16 protein-coding genes are annotated in these 15,121 nt (G+C 76.2%); 15 read left to right on the forward strand and 1 reads right to left on the reverse strand.

Translation table 11 applies throughout. The annotated features are described in order from the left end of the window. The first annotated feature begins 3 nt into the window (after positions 1–3). The 15 genes from AB0I21_RS06740 to AB0I21_RS06810 all read left to right on the forward strand — a co-directional run bounded on the left by AB0I21_RS06740 (position 4) and on the right by AB0I21_RS06810 (position 12,263). On the forward strand, positions 4–186 hold the full coding sequence (locus AB0I21_RS06740; RefSeq protein WP_360559444.1) for a hypothetical protein: 183 nt from the start codon (positions 4–6) through the stop codon (positions 184–186). A gap of 325 nt (positions 187–511) precedes the next feature. Further along, positions 512–2,818 (forward strand): transglycosylase domain-containing protein, encoded by a 2,307-nt coding sequence (locus AB0I21_RS06745; protein WP_360559445.1) that lies wholly within the window; start codon positions 512–514, stop codon positions 2,816–2,818. Positions 2,819–2,899: 81 nt separating this feature from the next. Beyond that, a complete protein-coding gene (locus AB0I21_RS06750; protein WP_360559446.1) occupies positions 2,900–3,448 on the forward strand; it encodes a Pvc16 family protein in 549 nt (182 codons plus the stop codon). A gap of 1 nt (position 3,449) precedes the next feature. Continuing rightward, complete coding sequence (locus AB0I21_RS06755; RefSeq protein WP_360559447.1) at positions 3,450–4,874, forward strand: phage tail sheath family protein; 1,425 nt, start codon at positions 3,450–3,452, stop codon at positions 4,872–4,874. Positions 4,875–4,883: 9 nt separating this feature from the next. Further along, a complete protein-coding gene (locus AB0I21_RS06760; protein WP_360559448.1) occupies positions 4,884–5,327 on the forward strand; it encodes a phage tail protein in 444 nt (147 codons plus the stop codon). Further along, the gene (locus tag AB0I21_RS06765) at positions 5,324–5,710 is read left to right on the forward strand and encodes a hypothetical protein (protein ID WP_354903375.1); all 387 of its coding nucleotides are present in this window, start codon (positions 5,324–5,326) and stop codon (positions 5,708–5,710) included. The genes AB0I21_RS06760 and AB0I21_RS06765 overlap by 4 nt, the downstream gene beginning before the upstream one ends. Further along, positions 5,707–5,871, forward strand: coding sequence for a DUF6760 family protein (locus AB0I21_RS06770; protein WP_360559449.1), 165 nt, complete (start codon positions 5,707–5,709; stop codon positions 5,869–5,871). The genes AB0I21_RS06765 and AB0I21_RS06770 overlap by 4 nt, the downstream gene beginning before the upstream one ends. After that, positions 5,868–6,320, forward strand: a complete 453-nt coding sequence (locus tag AB0I21_RS06775) for a hypothetical protein (protein WP_360559450.1) — start codon at positions 5,868–5,870, stop codon at positions 6,318–6,320. The genes AB0I21_RS06770 and AB0I21_RS06775 overlap by 4 nt, the downstream gene beginning before the upstream one ends. Further along, a complete protein-coding gene (locus tag AB0I21_RS06780; protein ID WP_344506887.1) occupies positions 6,317–6,751 on the forward strand; it encodes a phage tail protein in 435 nt (144 codons plus the stop codon). The genes AB0I21_RS06775 and AB0I21_RS06780 overlap by 4 nt, the downstream gene beginning before the upstream one ends. 27 nt (positions 6,752–6,778) lie before the next feature. Beyond that, positions 6,779–7,528 (forward strand): LysM peptidoglycan-binding domain-containing protein, encoded by a 750-nt coding sequence (locus AB0I21_RS06785; protein ID WP_360559451.1) that lies wholly within the window; start codon positions 6,779–6,781, stop codon positions 7,526–7,528. Next, positions 7,525–9,090 carry a VgrG-related protein gene (locus AB0I21_RS06790; RefSeq protein WP_360559452.1) on the forward strand — a complete coding sequence of 522 codons (1,566 nt, stop codon included), beginning with the start codon at positions 7,525–7,527 and terminating at the stop codon, positions 9,088–9,090. The genes AB0I21_RS06785 and AB0I21_RS06790 overlap by 4 nt, the downstream gene beginning before the upstream one ends. 20 nt (positions 9,091–9,110) lie before the next feature. Beyond that, positions 9,111–9,386 (forward strand): PAAR domain-containing protein, encoded by a 276-nt coding sequence (locus AB0I21_RS06795; protein WP_360559453.1) that lies wholly within the window; start codon positions 9,111–9,113, stop codon positions 9,384–9,386. Beyond that, on the forward strand, positions 9,383–9,838 hold the full coding sequence (locus AB0I21_RS06800) for a GPW/gp25 family protein (RefSeq protein ID WP_360559454.1): 456 nt from the start codon (positions 9,383–9,385) through the stop codon (positions 9,836–9,838). Before AB0I21_RS06795 ends, AB0I21_RS06800 begins: the two co-directional genes overlap by 4 nt. Further along, a complete protein-coding gene (locus tag AB0I21_RS06805; RefSeq protein ID WP_360559455.1) occupies positions 9,838–11,742 on the forward strand; it encodes a putative baseplate assembly protein in 1,905 nt (634 codons plus the stop codon). The genes AB0I21_RS06800 and AB0I21_RS06805 overlap by 1 nt, the downstream gene beginning before the upstream one ends. Continuing rightward, positions 11,739–12,263 (forward strand): phage tail protein, encoded by a 525-nt coding sequence (locus AB0I21_RS06810; protein WP_360559456.1) that lies wholly within the window; start codon positions 11,739–11,741, stop codon positions 12,261–12,263. Before AB0I21_RS06805 ends, AB0I21_RS06810 begins: the two co-directional genes overlap by 4 nt. Before the next feature lie 54 nt (positions 12,264–12,317). Here the strand turns inward: AB0I21_RS06810 and AB0I21_RS06815 are convergent. Next, a partial coding sequence (locus tag AB0I21_RS06815; protein WP_360559457.1) for a BTAD domain-containing putative transcriptional regulator occupies positions 12,318–15,121 on the reverse strand: 2,804 nt, incomplete at its 5' end.

Genomic DNA, 15,121 nt, shown 5'->3' on the forward strand with positions numbered 1-15,121 from the left:
GGAGTGACCCACCTGGCCAGCGCCGGCGTCGCCGCCCTGCACCGGCTCCTGGCCCAGCACCGCGACAGCGGCACCACCCTGCGTCTCTACGCCCCCGTCGGCGGAGCCGCCGACATGATCATGTCCCTGGTGCAGATGGCGCACGAGACGTCCGACCCTGACTACCCGCGGCCACCGGTCGGCTGAACCTGCGGCCGGGCATCCGCGGTCCCGTGCCGCCGCGGATCGACTGCCGGGCATCCCGGTATGGCGGGCACCTCGACGAACGGCGTTGCCGAGGGTGGCCTCCCGTCGAGCGTGACCGTGCCGGACGTGCGGCGATGCGCACCGAGGGTTGGAATGTGCGACGTTCGGCGGGGCCGCCTCCGCGGTGCGCTGGATCAGCGCCGCGAGTTCCTCGTCGTTGCTGTCTGTCACCGTCGTGTACCCGAACACGCAGGATCCCCCGGATCCGTTCACTGTCTGTACGATCTGTGGCGATCGATGGCCATTCGACGACGGGGCAGACGACATGGACGACGACCAGAGCAGCGAGCGGCCGGCGCCGAAGACGCCTGACGCGGCCGGCACGGATGAGGCCGCCGGGGCGCCGGAGGCGGTCGAGCGTGCGCCGGGCGCTGCCGGTACACCGGAAGCCGCAGCGACACCAGCGGGCAAGGGCCGGCGGAGGCGGTGGAGGAAGGTCCTGCTCAGGTCGGCGCTGGTGCTCGTCGTCATCGCCGGGCTCGGGCTGGCCGGCGGCACGTACTACTACGACAGCGTCGCGATGCCCGCCGACATCACCATGGACCGGGTGACGACGATCTACTACGCCGACGGCACGACGCCGATGGCGCGGATCGGTGCGGTCAACCGGACGCTGGTCACGTTCGGGGACATCCCCGTCGACGTGCAGCACGCGTTCGTCGCGGCGCAGGACCCGACGTTCTACACCAACAGCGGCGTCGACTACTGGGAGGCGGCCGGCGCGGTGTGGAACCACGTCGCCGGCGACGGCAGGCACGGCGGGTCGACGATCAGCCAGCAGTACGCGCGGCGCTGGGCCGACCTGGAAGGCACGTCGTTCGCGCGGAAGGCGCGCGAGGCGGTCATCGCGACCAAGCTCAACCGGCAGTACAGCAAGGACCAGATCCTCGAGCAGTACCTGAACATCATGTACTTCGGCCGCGGCGCGTACGGGGTGCAGGCGGCGGCGCAGGCGTACTTCGGCAAGTCCGTGAAGGACCTGACGGCCGCCGAGGGCGCGGTGCTCGCCGGGCTCGTCGACAACCCCGAGGGCGACGGCAAGGGCAGCCCGTTCGACCCGACGGTCGACGCCGAGCGGGCCCACGAGCGCTTCGACGAGATCAAACGGCAGATGGTCGAGCTCGGCTTCGTGACGCCGGCCGACGCGGACCAGAAGCTGGCCTACCCGGCGAAGGTGCTGACCGCGGTGCAGGCCCGCGCGGACGCGACCAAGGTGGCCGGCAGCATGGACGCGCCCGAGGGCCTGATCGTCCACCACGTGCTCGGCGAGGTGGCGGCGCTGACCGACCCGAAGACCGGGCAGCCGCTGTACGAGGACGCCGCGCCCGACGGCAGGAAGCACTTCGACCGGCTCCGCAACGGCGGCCTGAAGATCGTCACCACGATCGACAGGACCGCGCAGCAGATCGCGGTGCGCGAGGCGGGCCGCAACGCCGAGTCCAACATGGACAAGCAGCCCACCAACCTGCAGGCCGCGCTCGTCGCGATCGAGCCCGGCACCGGCGCGGTCAAGGCCTACTACGGCGGCGACACCGGCAACGGCGGCGACTACGCCGGCTCCTACGCCGACCCGGTGCTCGGCGACGGCACCGACAGCTGCTGCGGCGGGCACCCCGCCGGCGCGTCGTTCGACGTGTACACCCTCGCGGCCGGCCTGAGCGCCGGATACTCCATCGACTCGTACTGGAACGGCGAGTCGCCGCAGGAGTTCCCGGCCAGCGGCCGGACGAGCCGCAACCCCGTCAGGAACGCCGGTGAGAACCCCACGGCGGCGCCGGCGTGCGGCTCGGGCTCGCCGAAGTGGTGCACGCTCAGCGAGGCCACCGTCATGGCGCTCAACACGCCGTACTTCGCGCTCGCCGCGGCGGCCGGCCCCGCGAAAGTGATTGACACGGCCCGCGCCGCGGGGATCGGGAGCATGTGGGCCTCCATCGACGGCAGGTTCGTGAAGGTCGACCTGGCGAAGGCGCCTGGCAGGGACCTCTTCCCGAAGTACTTCAGCACGGAGGTGGGCTTCGGCCAGTACCCGGTGACGGTGCTCGACCACGCCGCCGGCATGGCCACGTTCGCCAACCGCGGGGTCGCCGCGAAGGCGCACTTCCTCAAGGAGGTGTGGACCGACGGCAAGAAGACCTTCGGCGAGGTCGTCAAGCCGGTGCGGATCCCGGGCTTCACCGAGGCCATGGCCGACGACCTGAGCGCCGTCCTGCAGGGCGTGCCGAAGCGGTACGGCCTGCGCACCCACGACGACCGCCAGCTCGCCGGCACCGCCGGGGCGTGGCAGCTGGCCCAGACCGGCGACAACGCGCACGCGTGGATGGCCGGCTACACCGCCTCCGACCCCGCCGGGAAGTCCAACGGTCTCGCCGTCGCCGTGTGGGTCGGCAACAAGGGCCAGGAGCAGAAGATCGTCGACCGGGACGGCAGGGCGATCATCGGCGGGACGCTGCCCGGCGCGATCTGGCGCGACTTCCTCGACGCCGCGCTGACCGCGCTGAACGTCCCGGTCGCCACGTTCCCGCCGGCGCCGCACACCGGCGACAAGGTGCTCGGCACGGGGGTGAAGCCGTAGCGGCGTTAAGCCGGCGATGACTCGTCGATGAGGGGTGGGGTGCATGCTCACCCCCGTGACGGAGTCCGGGCGGTGGCGCCGGTGATCGCCGAGGTTGGGCGCGCGCTGAGCGCGCTGCTGCGCGAGGAGCTGGGCCGCGACGTCCGGGTGTCGCTCGACGCGCCCGCGGGGGACACGTCGGTGCGGGTCGACGTGTCCCTGTTCGACCTCGCCGAGGACGTGACGCGGCGGCAGCACGGCGCGGTCCGCCTGCACGACGAGGACGGGCGGGTCGTCGGGGTGCGGCCGCCGCCGCGGTACATCGTGCTGTCCTACGCCGTGACGGCCTGGGCCCTCCACCCGCTCGACGCGCACACGCTGCTCGGCGCGGTCCTCCAGCTGGCGCTGCGCCATCCGGTGCTGCCCCCGGAGCACCTCTCGGCCATCGCGGATCCCGTGACCATGGCGCTGCGGGACGCGCCGCCCGGGCTGTGCGCCGGGCTGGGCATCCCGCTGCAAGCGGCCGTGTGCCTCGCCGTCACCGTCCCGGTCACCCCCGACATGGCGCGGCCCGTGGGCCCGCCGGTCGGGTCCGGGCTGCGGCTGAGCATCGCCGACCCACAGCACCGACCGGCTCTGACGGAGGCATGACGTGGCACCCAGCTATCTCGCGCCCGGCGTGTACGTCGAGGAGATCGAGGGCGGGAGCCGCCCGGTGGCGGCGATCGGCACCTCGGTCCCCGCGTTCGTGGGCCTCGCCGAACAGGGGCCGTTCAACACGCCGACGATGGTCGCCGACTGGGCCTCGTTCCAGCGGACCTTCGGCGACTTCGTGGCCGGCACCTACCTGGGTCACGCGGTCTACGGCTGGTTCCTCAACGGCGGCGGCGACTGCTACATCGTGCGCGTCGGCGCCGGCCGGATGGAGCTGCCGTCCGCCACCGCCGGCGCCTACCGGTTCATCGCCAACGACGGGCAGACGGCCGGCCGGATCAGCGTCGAGGTAACCCACGACGATGTGCGCGTCTACCTGGACGACCGGCTCACGGAGACGATCGGCAGCGTCCAGAGCGTCAACGAGACATCGCGCCTCATCCACGTCGAGTCCGGCAACTGGCGGGAGAAGGCGCGCCCCGGCCGCTTCCTGCTGCACGCGGACGCGCCTGACCTGCACGCCGACGACTTCGTCGGTGACGCCGCCGACCGGACCGGGCTCGGCGGCCTGGAGTCCGTGCAGGACGTGTCGACGGTCGTCGTGCCCGATCTGATGGCGCTGTACCAGCGCGGCGACCTCGACCTCGAGGCGGTGAAAGCCGTGCAGCTGGGGATGATCGCGCACTGCGAGATGATGGGCGACCGGATGGCGGTGCTGGACCCGCCGCCGGGGCTGTCGCCGATGCAGGCGCTGGAGTGGCGCCGGGACGCCGCCGGGTTCGACTCGAAGTACGCCGCCCTCTACTACCCGTGGATCCGGGTGTTCGACCCGGCCGAGGGGCGCACGCGGTCGGTGCCGCCGAGCGGGCACATCGCCGGGGTCTGGGCGCGCACCGACGCGACCCGGGGCGTGCACAAGGCACCCGCCAACGAGGCGATCCGCGGCGCCGTCGACCTCGACGTGCGGCTGTCGGCGAGCGAGGTCAGCCTGCTCAACCCGGTCGGGGTCAACGCGCTCATGGCGCAGCCGGGCCGGGGCATCCGGGTGTGGGGCGCCCGCACGCTGTCGTCGGACCCGGCCTGGCGGCACCTGAACGTCCGGCGGCTGTTCAACCACCTCGAACGCTCGATCCTGTACGGCACCCAGTGGGCGGTGTTCGAGCCGAACGACGCGGAGCTGTGGGCCAAGGTGCGGCGCACCGTCGCGGCGTTCCTCACGGAGCAGTGGCGCCGGGGCGCGCTCTTCGGCCGCACTCCCGACGAGGCGTTCTTCGTCGTCTGCGACGCGAGCAACAACCCGCCCGAGTCCGTCGACAGCGGCGCCGTGATCTGCGAGGTCGGTGTCGCGCCGGTACGGCCGGCGGAGTTCATCGTGTTCCGGCTGGCCCAGTCCGCGTCCGGCGCGGCGTTCCTCGAGGGGTAAGGCGCGGTCATGGCACTGGCGGACTACGACGCGGCGCTCGGGCACTCGTTCGGCCTGGAGATCGACGGGATCGTCATCAAGCAGATCGCCGAGGTGCGCGGGCTGAAGATGGAGCACGACGTCATCGAGGTCAGGCAGCACACCGCCGACGGGCGCTACGTGGTGCGCAAGCTGCCCGGCCGCAGCCACGGCGGCGAGCTCACGCTGGTGCGCCCGCTCACCGCCGACAACGGCTTCGAGAAGTGGCTGCGGGCGGCCCGGTTCGGCCGGATCGGCGAGGCCCGCCGCGGCGGCGCGGTCATCGTGTACGACCAGGAGGGCAGCCCCCTGAAGCGGTACCGGATCAGCGGCGCCTGGCCGCGCAGCCTCGAGATCGGCGCGCTGCGGGCGGGGGACCCCGGCGTGCTCACCGAGACGCTCGTCGTCACCTACGAGCAGATGGAGGTCGAGTGAGCGCGCCCGCCGGCCTGCGGACCGAGTTCCCCTTCGAGCTGCCGCGCGGCTACGTGGACCCGGCCGGCGTGGTGCACCGCGACGGCGTGATGCGCCTCGCCACCGCGCGGGACGAGCTGGTGCCGCTGCGCGACGACCGGGTGCGGGAGAACCCGGCGTACCTGACGGTGGTGCTGCTGGCCCGGGTCGTCGTGCGGATCGGCACGGTGACCGACATCCACGCCGGGTTGGTCGAGGACCTGTTCGCCGTCGACGTCGCCCACCTGCAGGACCTGTACCGGCGGCTGAACACCGACGGCCCGCCGACCGCCTCGGTGACCTGCCCCGGCTGCGGCACCGGGATCGCCGTCGACCTGTCCGGCAGCCGCCTGGGGGAATCGTGACGTACGCGGCCGACCGGCTCCACGAGGAGACCGCGTACCTCGCCTACCACTTCCACTGGTCCCTGGACGCGATCCTGGACCTGGAGCACGCCGACCGGCGCCGCTACGCGACCGAGATCGGGCGGATCAACACCCGGCTGAGCGCGGGCGGCGCGCGGTGACCGGCCCCGCCACGCACCGGGACCCGAGGACGCTCACCGGCGCCGGGCCGTCCGTCGTCGACCCGCGGCCACCGGCCGTCCTGGCCGTCCCGGCGGCCCGGGTGCGGGTGGCGCCCGGCGGCAGCCGCCGCATCCCGCTGCCCCTGGCCGTGCCCGTGCCGCCGCCCCCGCCGCGGCCCGCGGTGTTCGAGCCCGCCGGCGCCGCACCCGTCACCCGCACCGCGGTGTTCCCGCCGCCGGCGGCCTTCTCGGCGGCACCCGCGCCCGCCGAGCGGGTCGTGGTCTTCCCGGCGCCGTCCGCCCCGCCACCGTCGCCGGCCGCCGCCGCGCCGGCCCCGCCGCCGGACCTCGACGCGCTCGCCGCCCGGCTGCTGGATCCGTTGCTGCGCAGCATCACCGCGCGGCAGCGGGCCGAACGCGACCGCCGTGACGGGCACGGCCGCCGGTGAGCGACTGGAGCGACGACTACGCGGTGTACTTCGTCGTCAGCATCGACGACGAGAGTCTCGGCGCATTCGACAGCTGCGAGGGCCTGGGCGCGGAGGTCGTCGTCGAGGAGCGGGCCGAGGGCGGCAACAACGGCTGGGTCTGGCAGCTGCCGACGGGGGTGCGGTACTCCAACGTGCGGCTGTCCCGCCCGGTCACGCCGGACAGCGCGAAGCTGGCCCGGTGGTTCACCGGCGCGCCCGGCGGCGTGCGGCGGGCCACCGCGGTCATCGAGGCGCGCAGCGCGTCGGGGGCGGTCGTCGCCCGCTGGGCGCTGCGCGACGTGCTGCCGGTGCGCTGGAGCGGCCCGCGGCTGGACCCGGGGCGCGCCGCCGTCATCACCGAGACCGTGGAGCTCGCCCACCACGGCTTCATCGGCTCCTGGGCAGGCTGAGATGACCACGGCCGGAGGTGGGTGCGCGTGACGACGCCCGTCAGCCTGAGCACCGTCCACTCCGGACACCCGTCGGCCGCCGCGCCCGCCGGCCTGCAACGGGCCTACCTGGAGCTGCGTGAGCCGGCGCCGGGCGGGACCCCCGGCGCGCCCGGCGACGCGGTGCTCGGCGTCATCGAGTTCCAGTTCAACCCGACCGAGCTGATCGTCACCAAGCACACCCGGTGGCGCCGCGACCCGCAGCGCGACGCCCGGCGCAGCGGACCGCCGCAGTTCACCGGCGCCGAGCCGAGCCGCCTGCAGGTCGAGATGTTCTTCGACGCCACCGACACGATGGACGACCGGGTCGTCGCGGCCGTCGAACGGCTCTTCGAGTGCTGCGTGCCGACCGAGCGCAGCCGCGCGGGCCGGCGCGGATCCCCGCCGTGGGTGCTGTTCCACTGGGGCGGCACGATGAGCTTCCCCGCGTACGTCAGCAGCGTCACCGCCAGGTACAGCCTCTTCACCCCGGAGGGCACGCCGGTGCGCGCCACCTGCGCGGTGACCCTGGAGGAGCTGTCCACGGAGGCGCCGTCCGGGCTGCGGCGGGCCGCGCCGCCGGGCGAGCGCGTCCACGTCGTCGCCGCCGGCGACACGCTCACGTCGGTGGCGTTCGAGGCGTACGGCGACCCGGCGGCCTGGCGGCGCATCGCCGAGGCCAGCGGGATCGACGACCCGCTGCGCCTCACGCCCGGCACGCGGCTGGTGATCCCCGGGCCGCGGGGCGGTGCGCCGTGACGTTCCTGATCGAGGTCGACGGGGTCGCGCTGCCCGACGACGTGGCGGCGATGCTGACGTACGCGCGGGTCGACGACGACACCGGGCTGCCGGCGATGTTCACCCTCCGGTTCGGCGACCCCCAGCAGGCCGCCCTCGACAAGGCCGGCCTGCGCATCGGCGCCGAGGTCTCCGTCCGCGTCCCGGTGCCGGGGCGGCCCGCGCGCACGCTCACCGACGGCGAGGTGACCTCCGTCGAGCGCGAGTTCGGGCCCGGCGGCACGACCACCGAGGTGCGCGGGCTGGACGCCACCCACCGGCTGCAGGGCGCCCGCCGGGTCGTCGCGTACCTCGGCATGAGCGTGTCGGAGATCGTCGCCGCGATCGCCGCGCGGGCCGGGCTGCGTGCCGTGCCGGTCGCCGAGACCGGCGCCGCCGCCCGCGCCGCGTGGGACGGCCAGCTCAGCCAGGACGACGTCACCGACTGGGAGTTCCTGCTGCGGCTCGGCGAGCTGTTCGGCGCGCGCCCGGCGGTCGTGGCCGGTGCGCTGCACTTCGCCCCCGCGGACGACGGCGCCGAGCCGCTGTCGCTCGCGGCCCGGTCGCTGCTGGCGCTGCGGGCCACCCGCAGCCGCCCGGCGGCCGGTGCCGTGGCCGCGCACGCGTGGGACCTGACGACGAAGCGCGCCGTGCAGGCGACGGAGCCGGTGCCGGGCACCGTCGGCGGCGTCGAGCAGCGGGTCGGCGGCGTCGCGCACCGGCCCGACCTGGTGCGCGTGGCGGCGGAGGCGGCCGCGGCCCGCGCCGCCGCGGCCGTCGAGCTGGAAGGCCTCGCCGAGGGCGATCCGGCGCTGCGGCCCGGCGTCGCGGTCGAGCTCGTCGACGCGGGCGAGCCGTTCGAGGGCCGGCACGTGCTGACCGGCGTGCGGCACACGTTCGACGCGCAGGCCGGGTACACGACCGCCTTCACCGTCGCCCGCCCCACCCCGGCGCCGCGGCCGGCCGGCCCGGTGCGCGGCCTGGTCCCGGCGGTCGTCGGCGACGTGCGCGACCCGCTCGGCCTGGGCCGGGTCCGGCTGATCCTGCCGTGGCTCGCGCCCGGCTACACCACCGGCTGGGCGCGCACCGTGCAGCCGGGGGCCGGCCCGGGCCGCGGCGCGCTGGTCCTGCCGGAGGTCGGCGACGAGGTCCTCGCCGGGTTCGCGGGCGACGATCTCGACGCGCCGTTCGTCGTCGGCGGCCTGCACAACGGCACCGACCCCGTGCCGCAGCTGTCGCGGGAGCCGGTCGACCCGGTGAGCGGCGCCGTCGCGGTCCGCGGGTTCGTGTCCCGGCACGGCCACCGCGTCGAGCTGATCGAGGACGGCGGGGTGCTGATCGCCACCGCCGGCGGCGCCGCGACGGTGCGCCTGGACAGCGCCACCGGCGCCGTGCACGTCAGCGGCCGCGGCGTGACCCTCGACGCCGGCGCCGGCGACCTGACCCTGCGCGGCCGGCGGGTCAGCGTCGAGGCGGACGCGGACGCCGAGATCACCGCGAACGGGCAGGCCGTCGTGCGCGCGGCCGTCATCAGGCTCAACTGACCACTGGAAGGAGTGGGGCGATGCCTCCCGCGGCAAGGATGGGTGACCCGACCGGGCACCCCGGCGTGCTCGTGGGCGGGGCACCGACGGTCCTCATCGGCGGTGCGCCCGCCGCCCGCCGGGGCGACCTGCACACGTGCTCGTTCCCGCCGCCGGCGATGCACCCGCCGACGTCGGTGGTGACCGGCGCGCCCACGGTGCTGATCGGCGGCCAGCCGGCCGCCCGGGTCGGCGACCTCACGGGGTGCGGCGCGCCGATCGTGGCCGGCTGCCCGACCGTCCTGATCGGCGGGTGAGGGCCGTGCACACGGGGCAGCAGGGGCACGTCGGCGCCGGATGGGCGTTCCCGGCCGGGCTCGACGCGCTCGGCACGGTCGCGCTCGCCGGCGGCGACCGGCAGATCGAGCAGAGCATCCGGCTGATCCTCGGCACCGCGCCCGGCGAGCGGCCGATGCGCCCCGACTTCGGCTGCGCGCTGCACGAGCTCGTGTTCGCGCCCGCCGACGCGTCGACCGCCGGCCGGGCCGCGTACGAGGTGCGCCGCAGCATCGAACGCTGGGAGCCGCGGATCGCGCTGCACGACGTGACCGTCGGCTTCGAGCACGCCGAGGCCGGCATGTTGACGATCACGCTGCGGTACACGGTCGTCGGCGAGCGCGACCCGCGGGCCGTCACCGTGCCGTTCCAGTTGTTCCCCGCCGACGCGCCGGACCCCGTCGCGGCGGCGCACGAACCGGAGGGCCGCTGATGCCCACGCCCGCACCCAACCTCGACGACCGCGACTTCCAGAGCCTGCTGGACGACGCGCTGCGGCACGTCCGTGCCCGCTGTCCCGAGTGGACCGCGACCCAGCCGTCCGACCCGGGCGTCACGCTGCTGGAGGCCGTGGCGACCCTCGTCGACCAGCTGATCTACCGGGTCAACCGGGTGCCGGAGCTGCACGAGCGGCGGCTGCTCGAGCTCATCGGCATCGCCCCGTTCACCGCCCGCGCGGCACGGACCGAGGTGACGTTCCTGCTGTCGGCGCCGCAGCGGCAGCCCGTGCGGGTCCCGGCCGGCACGCAGGTCACCGCGGTGCGCACCGGCGACGACCGGCCGCCGGTCTTCACCACGACCCGCGAGGGCGTGGTCCTGCCCATCGGGCTGACCCACGTGGTCACCGCCGCCGGCGGGCAGCCGCGCGACCGGACCGCCGAGCTGACCGGCGGGGTCGGGGTGGCCGCGTTCGGCGACCCCGCGCAGCCCGACGACGCGCTCTGCTTCGGGCTCGACGCCCCGGCCGCCGACACGGCCCTGCTGTTGCAGCTCCGGTTCGACACCCCCGGCTACGGTGTCGACCCCAACCGGCCGCCGATCGTGTGGGAGGCGTCGACCGACGACGGCTGGCGCTCCTGTGATGTCGAGGTCGACGGTACCGGCGGACTCACCCGCGACGGTGACGTGCTGCTGCACGTGCCGGCGAAACACCACGAGCGGGTCATCGCCGACCGTCGCGCGTCCTGGGTGCGGGCCCGCCTCGTCGGCCACGGACCCGGCTACGTCAACCCGCCGGTGATCCGCGCCTGCTCGGCCGTCGCGGTCGGGGTGACCGTCACCGCCGAGCACGCCGACGTCATGGACGCCGAACCGCTCGGCGTCGCCGAGGGCCGGCCAGGCCAGCGGTTCCGGCTCGAACGCGGCCCGGTCGTGGCGGGCTCCGCGGTGATCGAGGTCGACGAGGGCGACGGCTGGCAGGCCTGGCCGGAGGTCGCGACGTTCGCCGACGTGGACGCCGACCGGCGGGCCGTGCGCGTCGAGCACGACGAGGTCGTCTTCGGCCCGGCGATCCGCCAGCCGGACGGTTCGGTGCGCCGGCACGGCGCCGTCCCGCAGCGGGGCGCGGCGGTCCGCGCCGCCCGGTACAGCGTCGGCGGCGGCCGCGGCGGCAACGTCGCCGCCGGCATGCTCACCGTGTTGCGCGACGCGATCCCGTTCGTCAGCCGCGTGACGAACCGCCGGCCGGCCGCCGGGGGCGTGCCCGCGGAGAGCGTCGCCGAGGCCGCCGCGCGGGCGCCGGTCCACCTGCGGACCAGGGGCCGCGCCGTCACCGTCGAGGACTACGAGGTGCTCACGCGGGAGGCCGCGCCGGAGGTCGCCCGCGTCCGCTGCGTGCCCGACGACAACGGCGGCGTCCACGTCCTCGTCGTGCCGGCCGTGCCCCCGGGCGTGGCGCCGCGGCTGGAGGACATGCGCGTCGACGAGGGCACCTTCCGGCGGATCGCGGACTACCTGGACCGGCGCCGCTGCATCGGCGCCCGGGTCACCATCGAGCCCGCCCGCTACGCGGGGGTCACGGTCGTCGCGGCGATCCGGGCCCAGCCGGCCGCGGACGTGGAGCTGCTGCAGGCGGCGGCGATCGCGGCGCTGGAGCGCTACCTGGACCCACTGCGCGGCGGCCCGGCCGGCACCGGCTGGCCCTTCGGCCGCGCCGTCGGCCACGGCGAGCTGTTCGCGCTGCTGCAACCGCTGCCCGGCGTCGACACCGTGGACCACCTGGCCCTGCACGCCGCCGACGTGGTCACCGGGGAGCGGTCGGCGGCGCAGGACCGCGTCGAGGTGCCGCGCGACGGGCTGCTGCTGTCCTTCGGCCATCAGGTGCGGGTGGTCCTATGACGGCGCTGCGCTCGCCGCATCCCGTGGCGGCGTTCCTGCCGGCGGTCGTCGCCGAGGACCGGTTCATGGCCGCCCTCGCCGGCGGGATCGACGACCTGCTCGCGCCGGTGCTGCTGCACATCGACACCCTGGGTGAGTACCTGGATCCGCGGCTCGCGCCCGACGACTTCGTGGACTGGCTGGGCTCGTGGATCGGGATCGCGCGGGACCCGGCGGTCCCGGCCGCGCGGCGCCGGGACCTCCTCGCGCACGCCGCCGACCTGTACGCGTGGCGCGGCACCCGGTGGGGGCTCGAACGGTTCCTGGCCCTCGCCACCGGCGGGCGGGTCTCGGTCGACGACGGCGGCGGCTGCGTCGTCGCCGGGGGACCGGACCGGCTGCCGTCGGGCCCGGTGCGCGTCCGGGTCCGCGTGCCGGCGTCGGCGGGCCTGGACACCGCCTGGTACGAGCGGGCCGTCGGCGACCAGCTGCCGGCGCACCTGCGGGCGGCCGTCTCGATCGAGATCGTCGGCGAGTGGTAGCCGGGCCGGCCGTCGATGCGTCGTAGCGGTGCCGTGCGCGGGGCGCCCGCAGTGTCAGTGGGCCGGGGTGGCGTCGAGGGAGGCGAGGACGTGGGCGTACTCGCGCCTGGCCCGGGCCGCCGCCGCGAGGTTGCCCAGCTGCCGGTAGCCGTCCACGACGAGCCGCCAGCCGGCGTCGCAGTACCGGTCGATCTGCACGCAGCGCTCAGCCGCGGCGACCGCGTCGGCGGTCTCACCCGTGGCCAGCAGCGCCGTCGCGAGCTCCGTGGCGGCCTCGGCGGCGCGCCGGCGCAGCACCTCCCGCTCGTGCACCACCCACTCCGCCGGGCCGTCCTCCGGCAGCAGCTCACCGCCGTACGCGAACAGCGCCTCGTGCAGCGCCGCCGCCCTGGCGTGGCCGTCACCGGCGACGGCCGCCCTGCGCGCCTCGCGCAGCGCCGCGGCGAAGCTGCCGATGTCGCTGTAGCCGCCGGGCGGCAGCGTCAGCTCGTACGCGTCGCCGTCGCGGGACAGCAGCCGCGGCTGCGGCGGCAGGACCGCCCGCAGGCTGGACAGCGTGACGTGCAGGCTCCGCGTCGCCGAGGCGGTCGCGACGCCGGGCCACAGCGCCTCCAGCATCGTCTCCCGGTGCAGCGGCCGGCCGGCGTGCATCGCGAGGAGTCGCAGCGCGACCCGGGTCCGCGGCTTCACCCCGGCGAGGTCGAGCTCCCGGCCGTGCAGCCGCAGCTGGAACCCGCCGAGGCAGTACACCTCGACCGGCGGTGCCTGCGCCGCCGTGGCCGGGTCGCCGCCGGGCCGCTCCCCGAGCCACCGCAGCACCGCCGTGGCCGGCAGCCCCGCCTCGACCACCCGCGCGATCCCGGCGGCCTCGTGCCCTGCGCCGCCGCGCCGGGCCTTGCCCGTCTCGCGTCCTCCATGCCCGGCGGCGCCGGCGCCGGCGCCTCCGCCGGTGGCGTCGCGCCGGCCGGCCGTTGGTGTGTGGCGACCGCCGCTGCCGGCGTCGCGGTCGCCGGCACCGGCTTGCGTGCGGCTGTGACCGCCGCTCTGGTGCGCCGTGCTGCCGCCGCTGTTGGTGTCGGGGCCGCCGGTGGGGTTGCTGGTGGCGCGGGAGGCGGCCGCGGCGGCGAGGGCGGCCGCGGCCGGGACTCCGGCGTCGCGGGCGAGGCGTTCGGCGCGCGCCGCGCTTCCCGGGGCGTCCGGGTCGCCGGCGGCGGCCTGCGCCACGCTCAGCAGCGACTCCGCCCACGCCCGCAGCACCGGGGCGTCCAGCGCCGCGCAGTGCCGCAGCAGCTCGGCGGCGTCGTCGGTGGCCGGGACCGGCGTGCCGACCAGGCAGACGAGCGCCTGCGCGAGGGCGGCGCCCCAGCGGTCGCCGTCACGGTCGCACTCGGCGACGGCGGCGCGCGCCTCGGTCAGGCCCTGCGCGGTGCCGTCGAACGCGCCCAGCGCCCGGGCCATCCGCACGATCCACGGCTGGCCGGCCCACTCGGCGTCGGCGGCCAGGCGGTCGAGCTCGCCGCGGGCGGCCGGCCACGCGCCGGCGACGTCCAGGCAGGCGTGCAGCAGCCGGACCCCGAGGTCGGCGACGCCGACGCTTGCCGGCGGGTCGGGCGGCAGCGCCCGCCGGGCGCCGTCCGGGTCACCGGCGAGCAGCCGCGCGGCGGCCCGGACGAGCGGCTCCCGCGTGGTGGCGGCGACCTCGGCGGGGGCGCGGCGGGTCGCGGCCCGCAGCTCGCCGGCGTAGTGCCCGGGCAGGGTGGCGCCGCCGGGCGCCCACAGCGCGGCGAGCCGGCGGCCCGCCCGGCAGAGGCCCCGGCCCTGCTCGTCGAAGAAGTGCTCCTCGGCGGCGCGCAGGCACAGCACCGCCGCCTCGATCCGGCCGCGGGCCAGCAGGTGCCGGCCCTTCGCCAGCATGAGCCACGGGTCCTCGGCGACCAGCCACTCCGGCAGCAGGTCCTGCCACGGCTCGGTGCCGTCGCCGGGGTCGTCGGCGGCCCGCCCGCCGAGCCGGTCCAGCAGCGCCCGGACCTGGTCCCAGTCCTCGGCGCGGGCGGCGGCGCGCACCGCCTCCACGAGCGCGCCCTCCTCGGCGAGGAGCGTCGCGGCCCGGGCGTGCAGGGCCCGCGCACCCGCCTCGCCGAAGCGTTCCGCGAGGGTCACCGCCAGGTGGGCGCGGAGCACCTCGTGGTAGCGGTAGCTGCGCCCGCCGTCGGTGCTGGCGGTGAAGGCCTGCCGCCGCTCCAGCTCGGCGAGGTGCTCCCGGCTGCCGCCCCCGTCGTCGAGCAGCCGCTCGCACCGCTGCGGGGTGAGCACGTCGAAGACGCTGGTGCGCAGCAGGAACTCCCGCAGCGGCACCGGCAGCTCGGCCAGGACCGTGTGCGCCAGGTACGCCCGGGTCAGCGCCTGCCGGCCGTCCAGCGCGGCGACCGCGCGGCGGCGCTCGACCAGCGGCCGGTTGTGGGTCGACAGGTGGAACATGTGCAGTCCGGCGGCCCAGCCACCGAGGCGGCGGGCGAGGGCGGCGACGTCGTCGGGTGGGAGCGGCTCCCGGTACACCTCCCGCAGCAGCCGCTCCGCCTCCCAGGAGCGGAACCGGAGCTGCTCGCCGTCGACGATGCTCACGTCGGCCAGCTCGTAGCGGGCCAGGTTCAGCCCCGGCATGCGCCGCCCGGCGGCCAGGACGTGCAGCCAGGCCGGCGCCCGTACCAGCAGCGTCTCCAGGGCCTGTTCGGCGTCGGGCGCGGCGAGCCGGTGCAGGTCGTCGACGATCACCAGCGTCGGCGGCCGGTCCTCGCCGCCGAGCGCGGCCGCGAGGGCCTGCGGCTCCTCCGGCAGGTGCGCCGCACCGGGGATCGCGG

The sequence above is a fragment of the Dactylosporangium sp. NPDC050588 genome (assembly GCF_040654975.1).
In the GTDB taxonomy this organism is placed as follows: Bacteria; Actinomycetota; Actinomycetes; order Mycobacteriales; family Micromonosporaceae; genus Dactylosporangium; species Dactylosporangium maewongense.

Excerpts from the sequence above, each read along its gene's own strand:
- AB0I21_RS06760 (WP_360559448.1), top strand. The coding sequence starts at position 4,884 with ATGGCACTGGCGGACTACGACGCGGCGCTCGGGCACTCGTTCGGCCTG.
- AB0I21_RS06745 (WP_360559445.1), top strand. The coding sequence starts at position 512 with ATGGACGACGACCAGAGCAGCGAGCGGCCGGCGCCGAAGACGCCTGAC.
- AB0I21_RS06795 (WP_360559453.1), top strand. The coding sequence starts at position 9,111 with ATGCCTCCCGCGGCAAGGATGGGTGACCCGACCGGGCACCCCGGCGTG.
- AB0I21_RS06810 (WP_360559456.1), top strand. The coding sequence starts at position 11,739 with ATGACGGCGCTGCGCTCGCCGCATCCCGTGGCGGCGTTCCTGCCGGCG.
- AB0I21_RS06805 (WP_360559455.1), top strand. The coding sequence starts at position 9,838 with ATGCCCACGCCCGCACCCAACCTCGACGACCGCGACTTCCAGAGCCTG.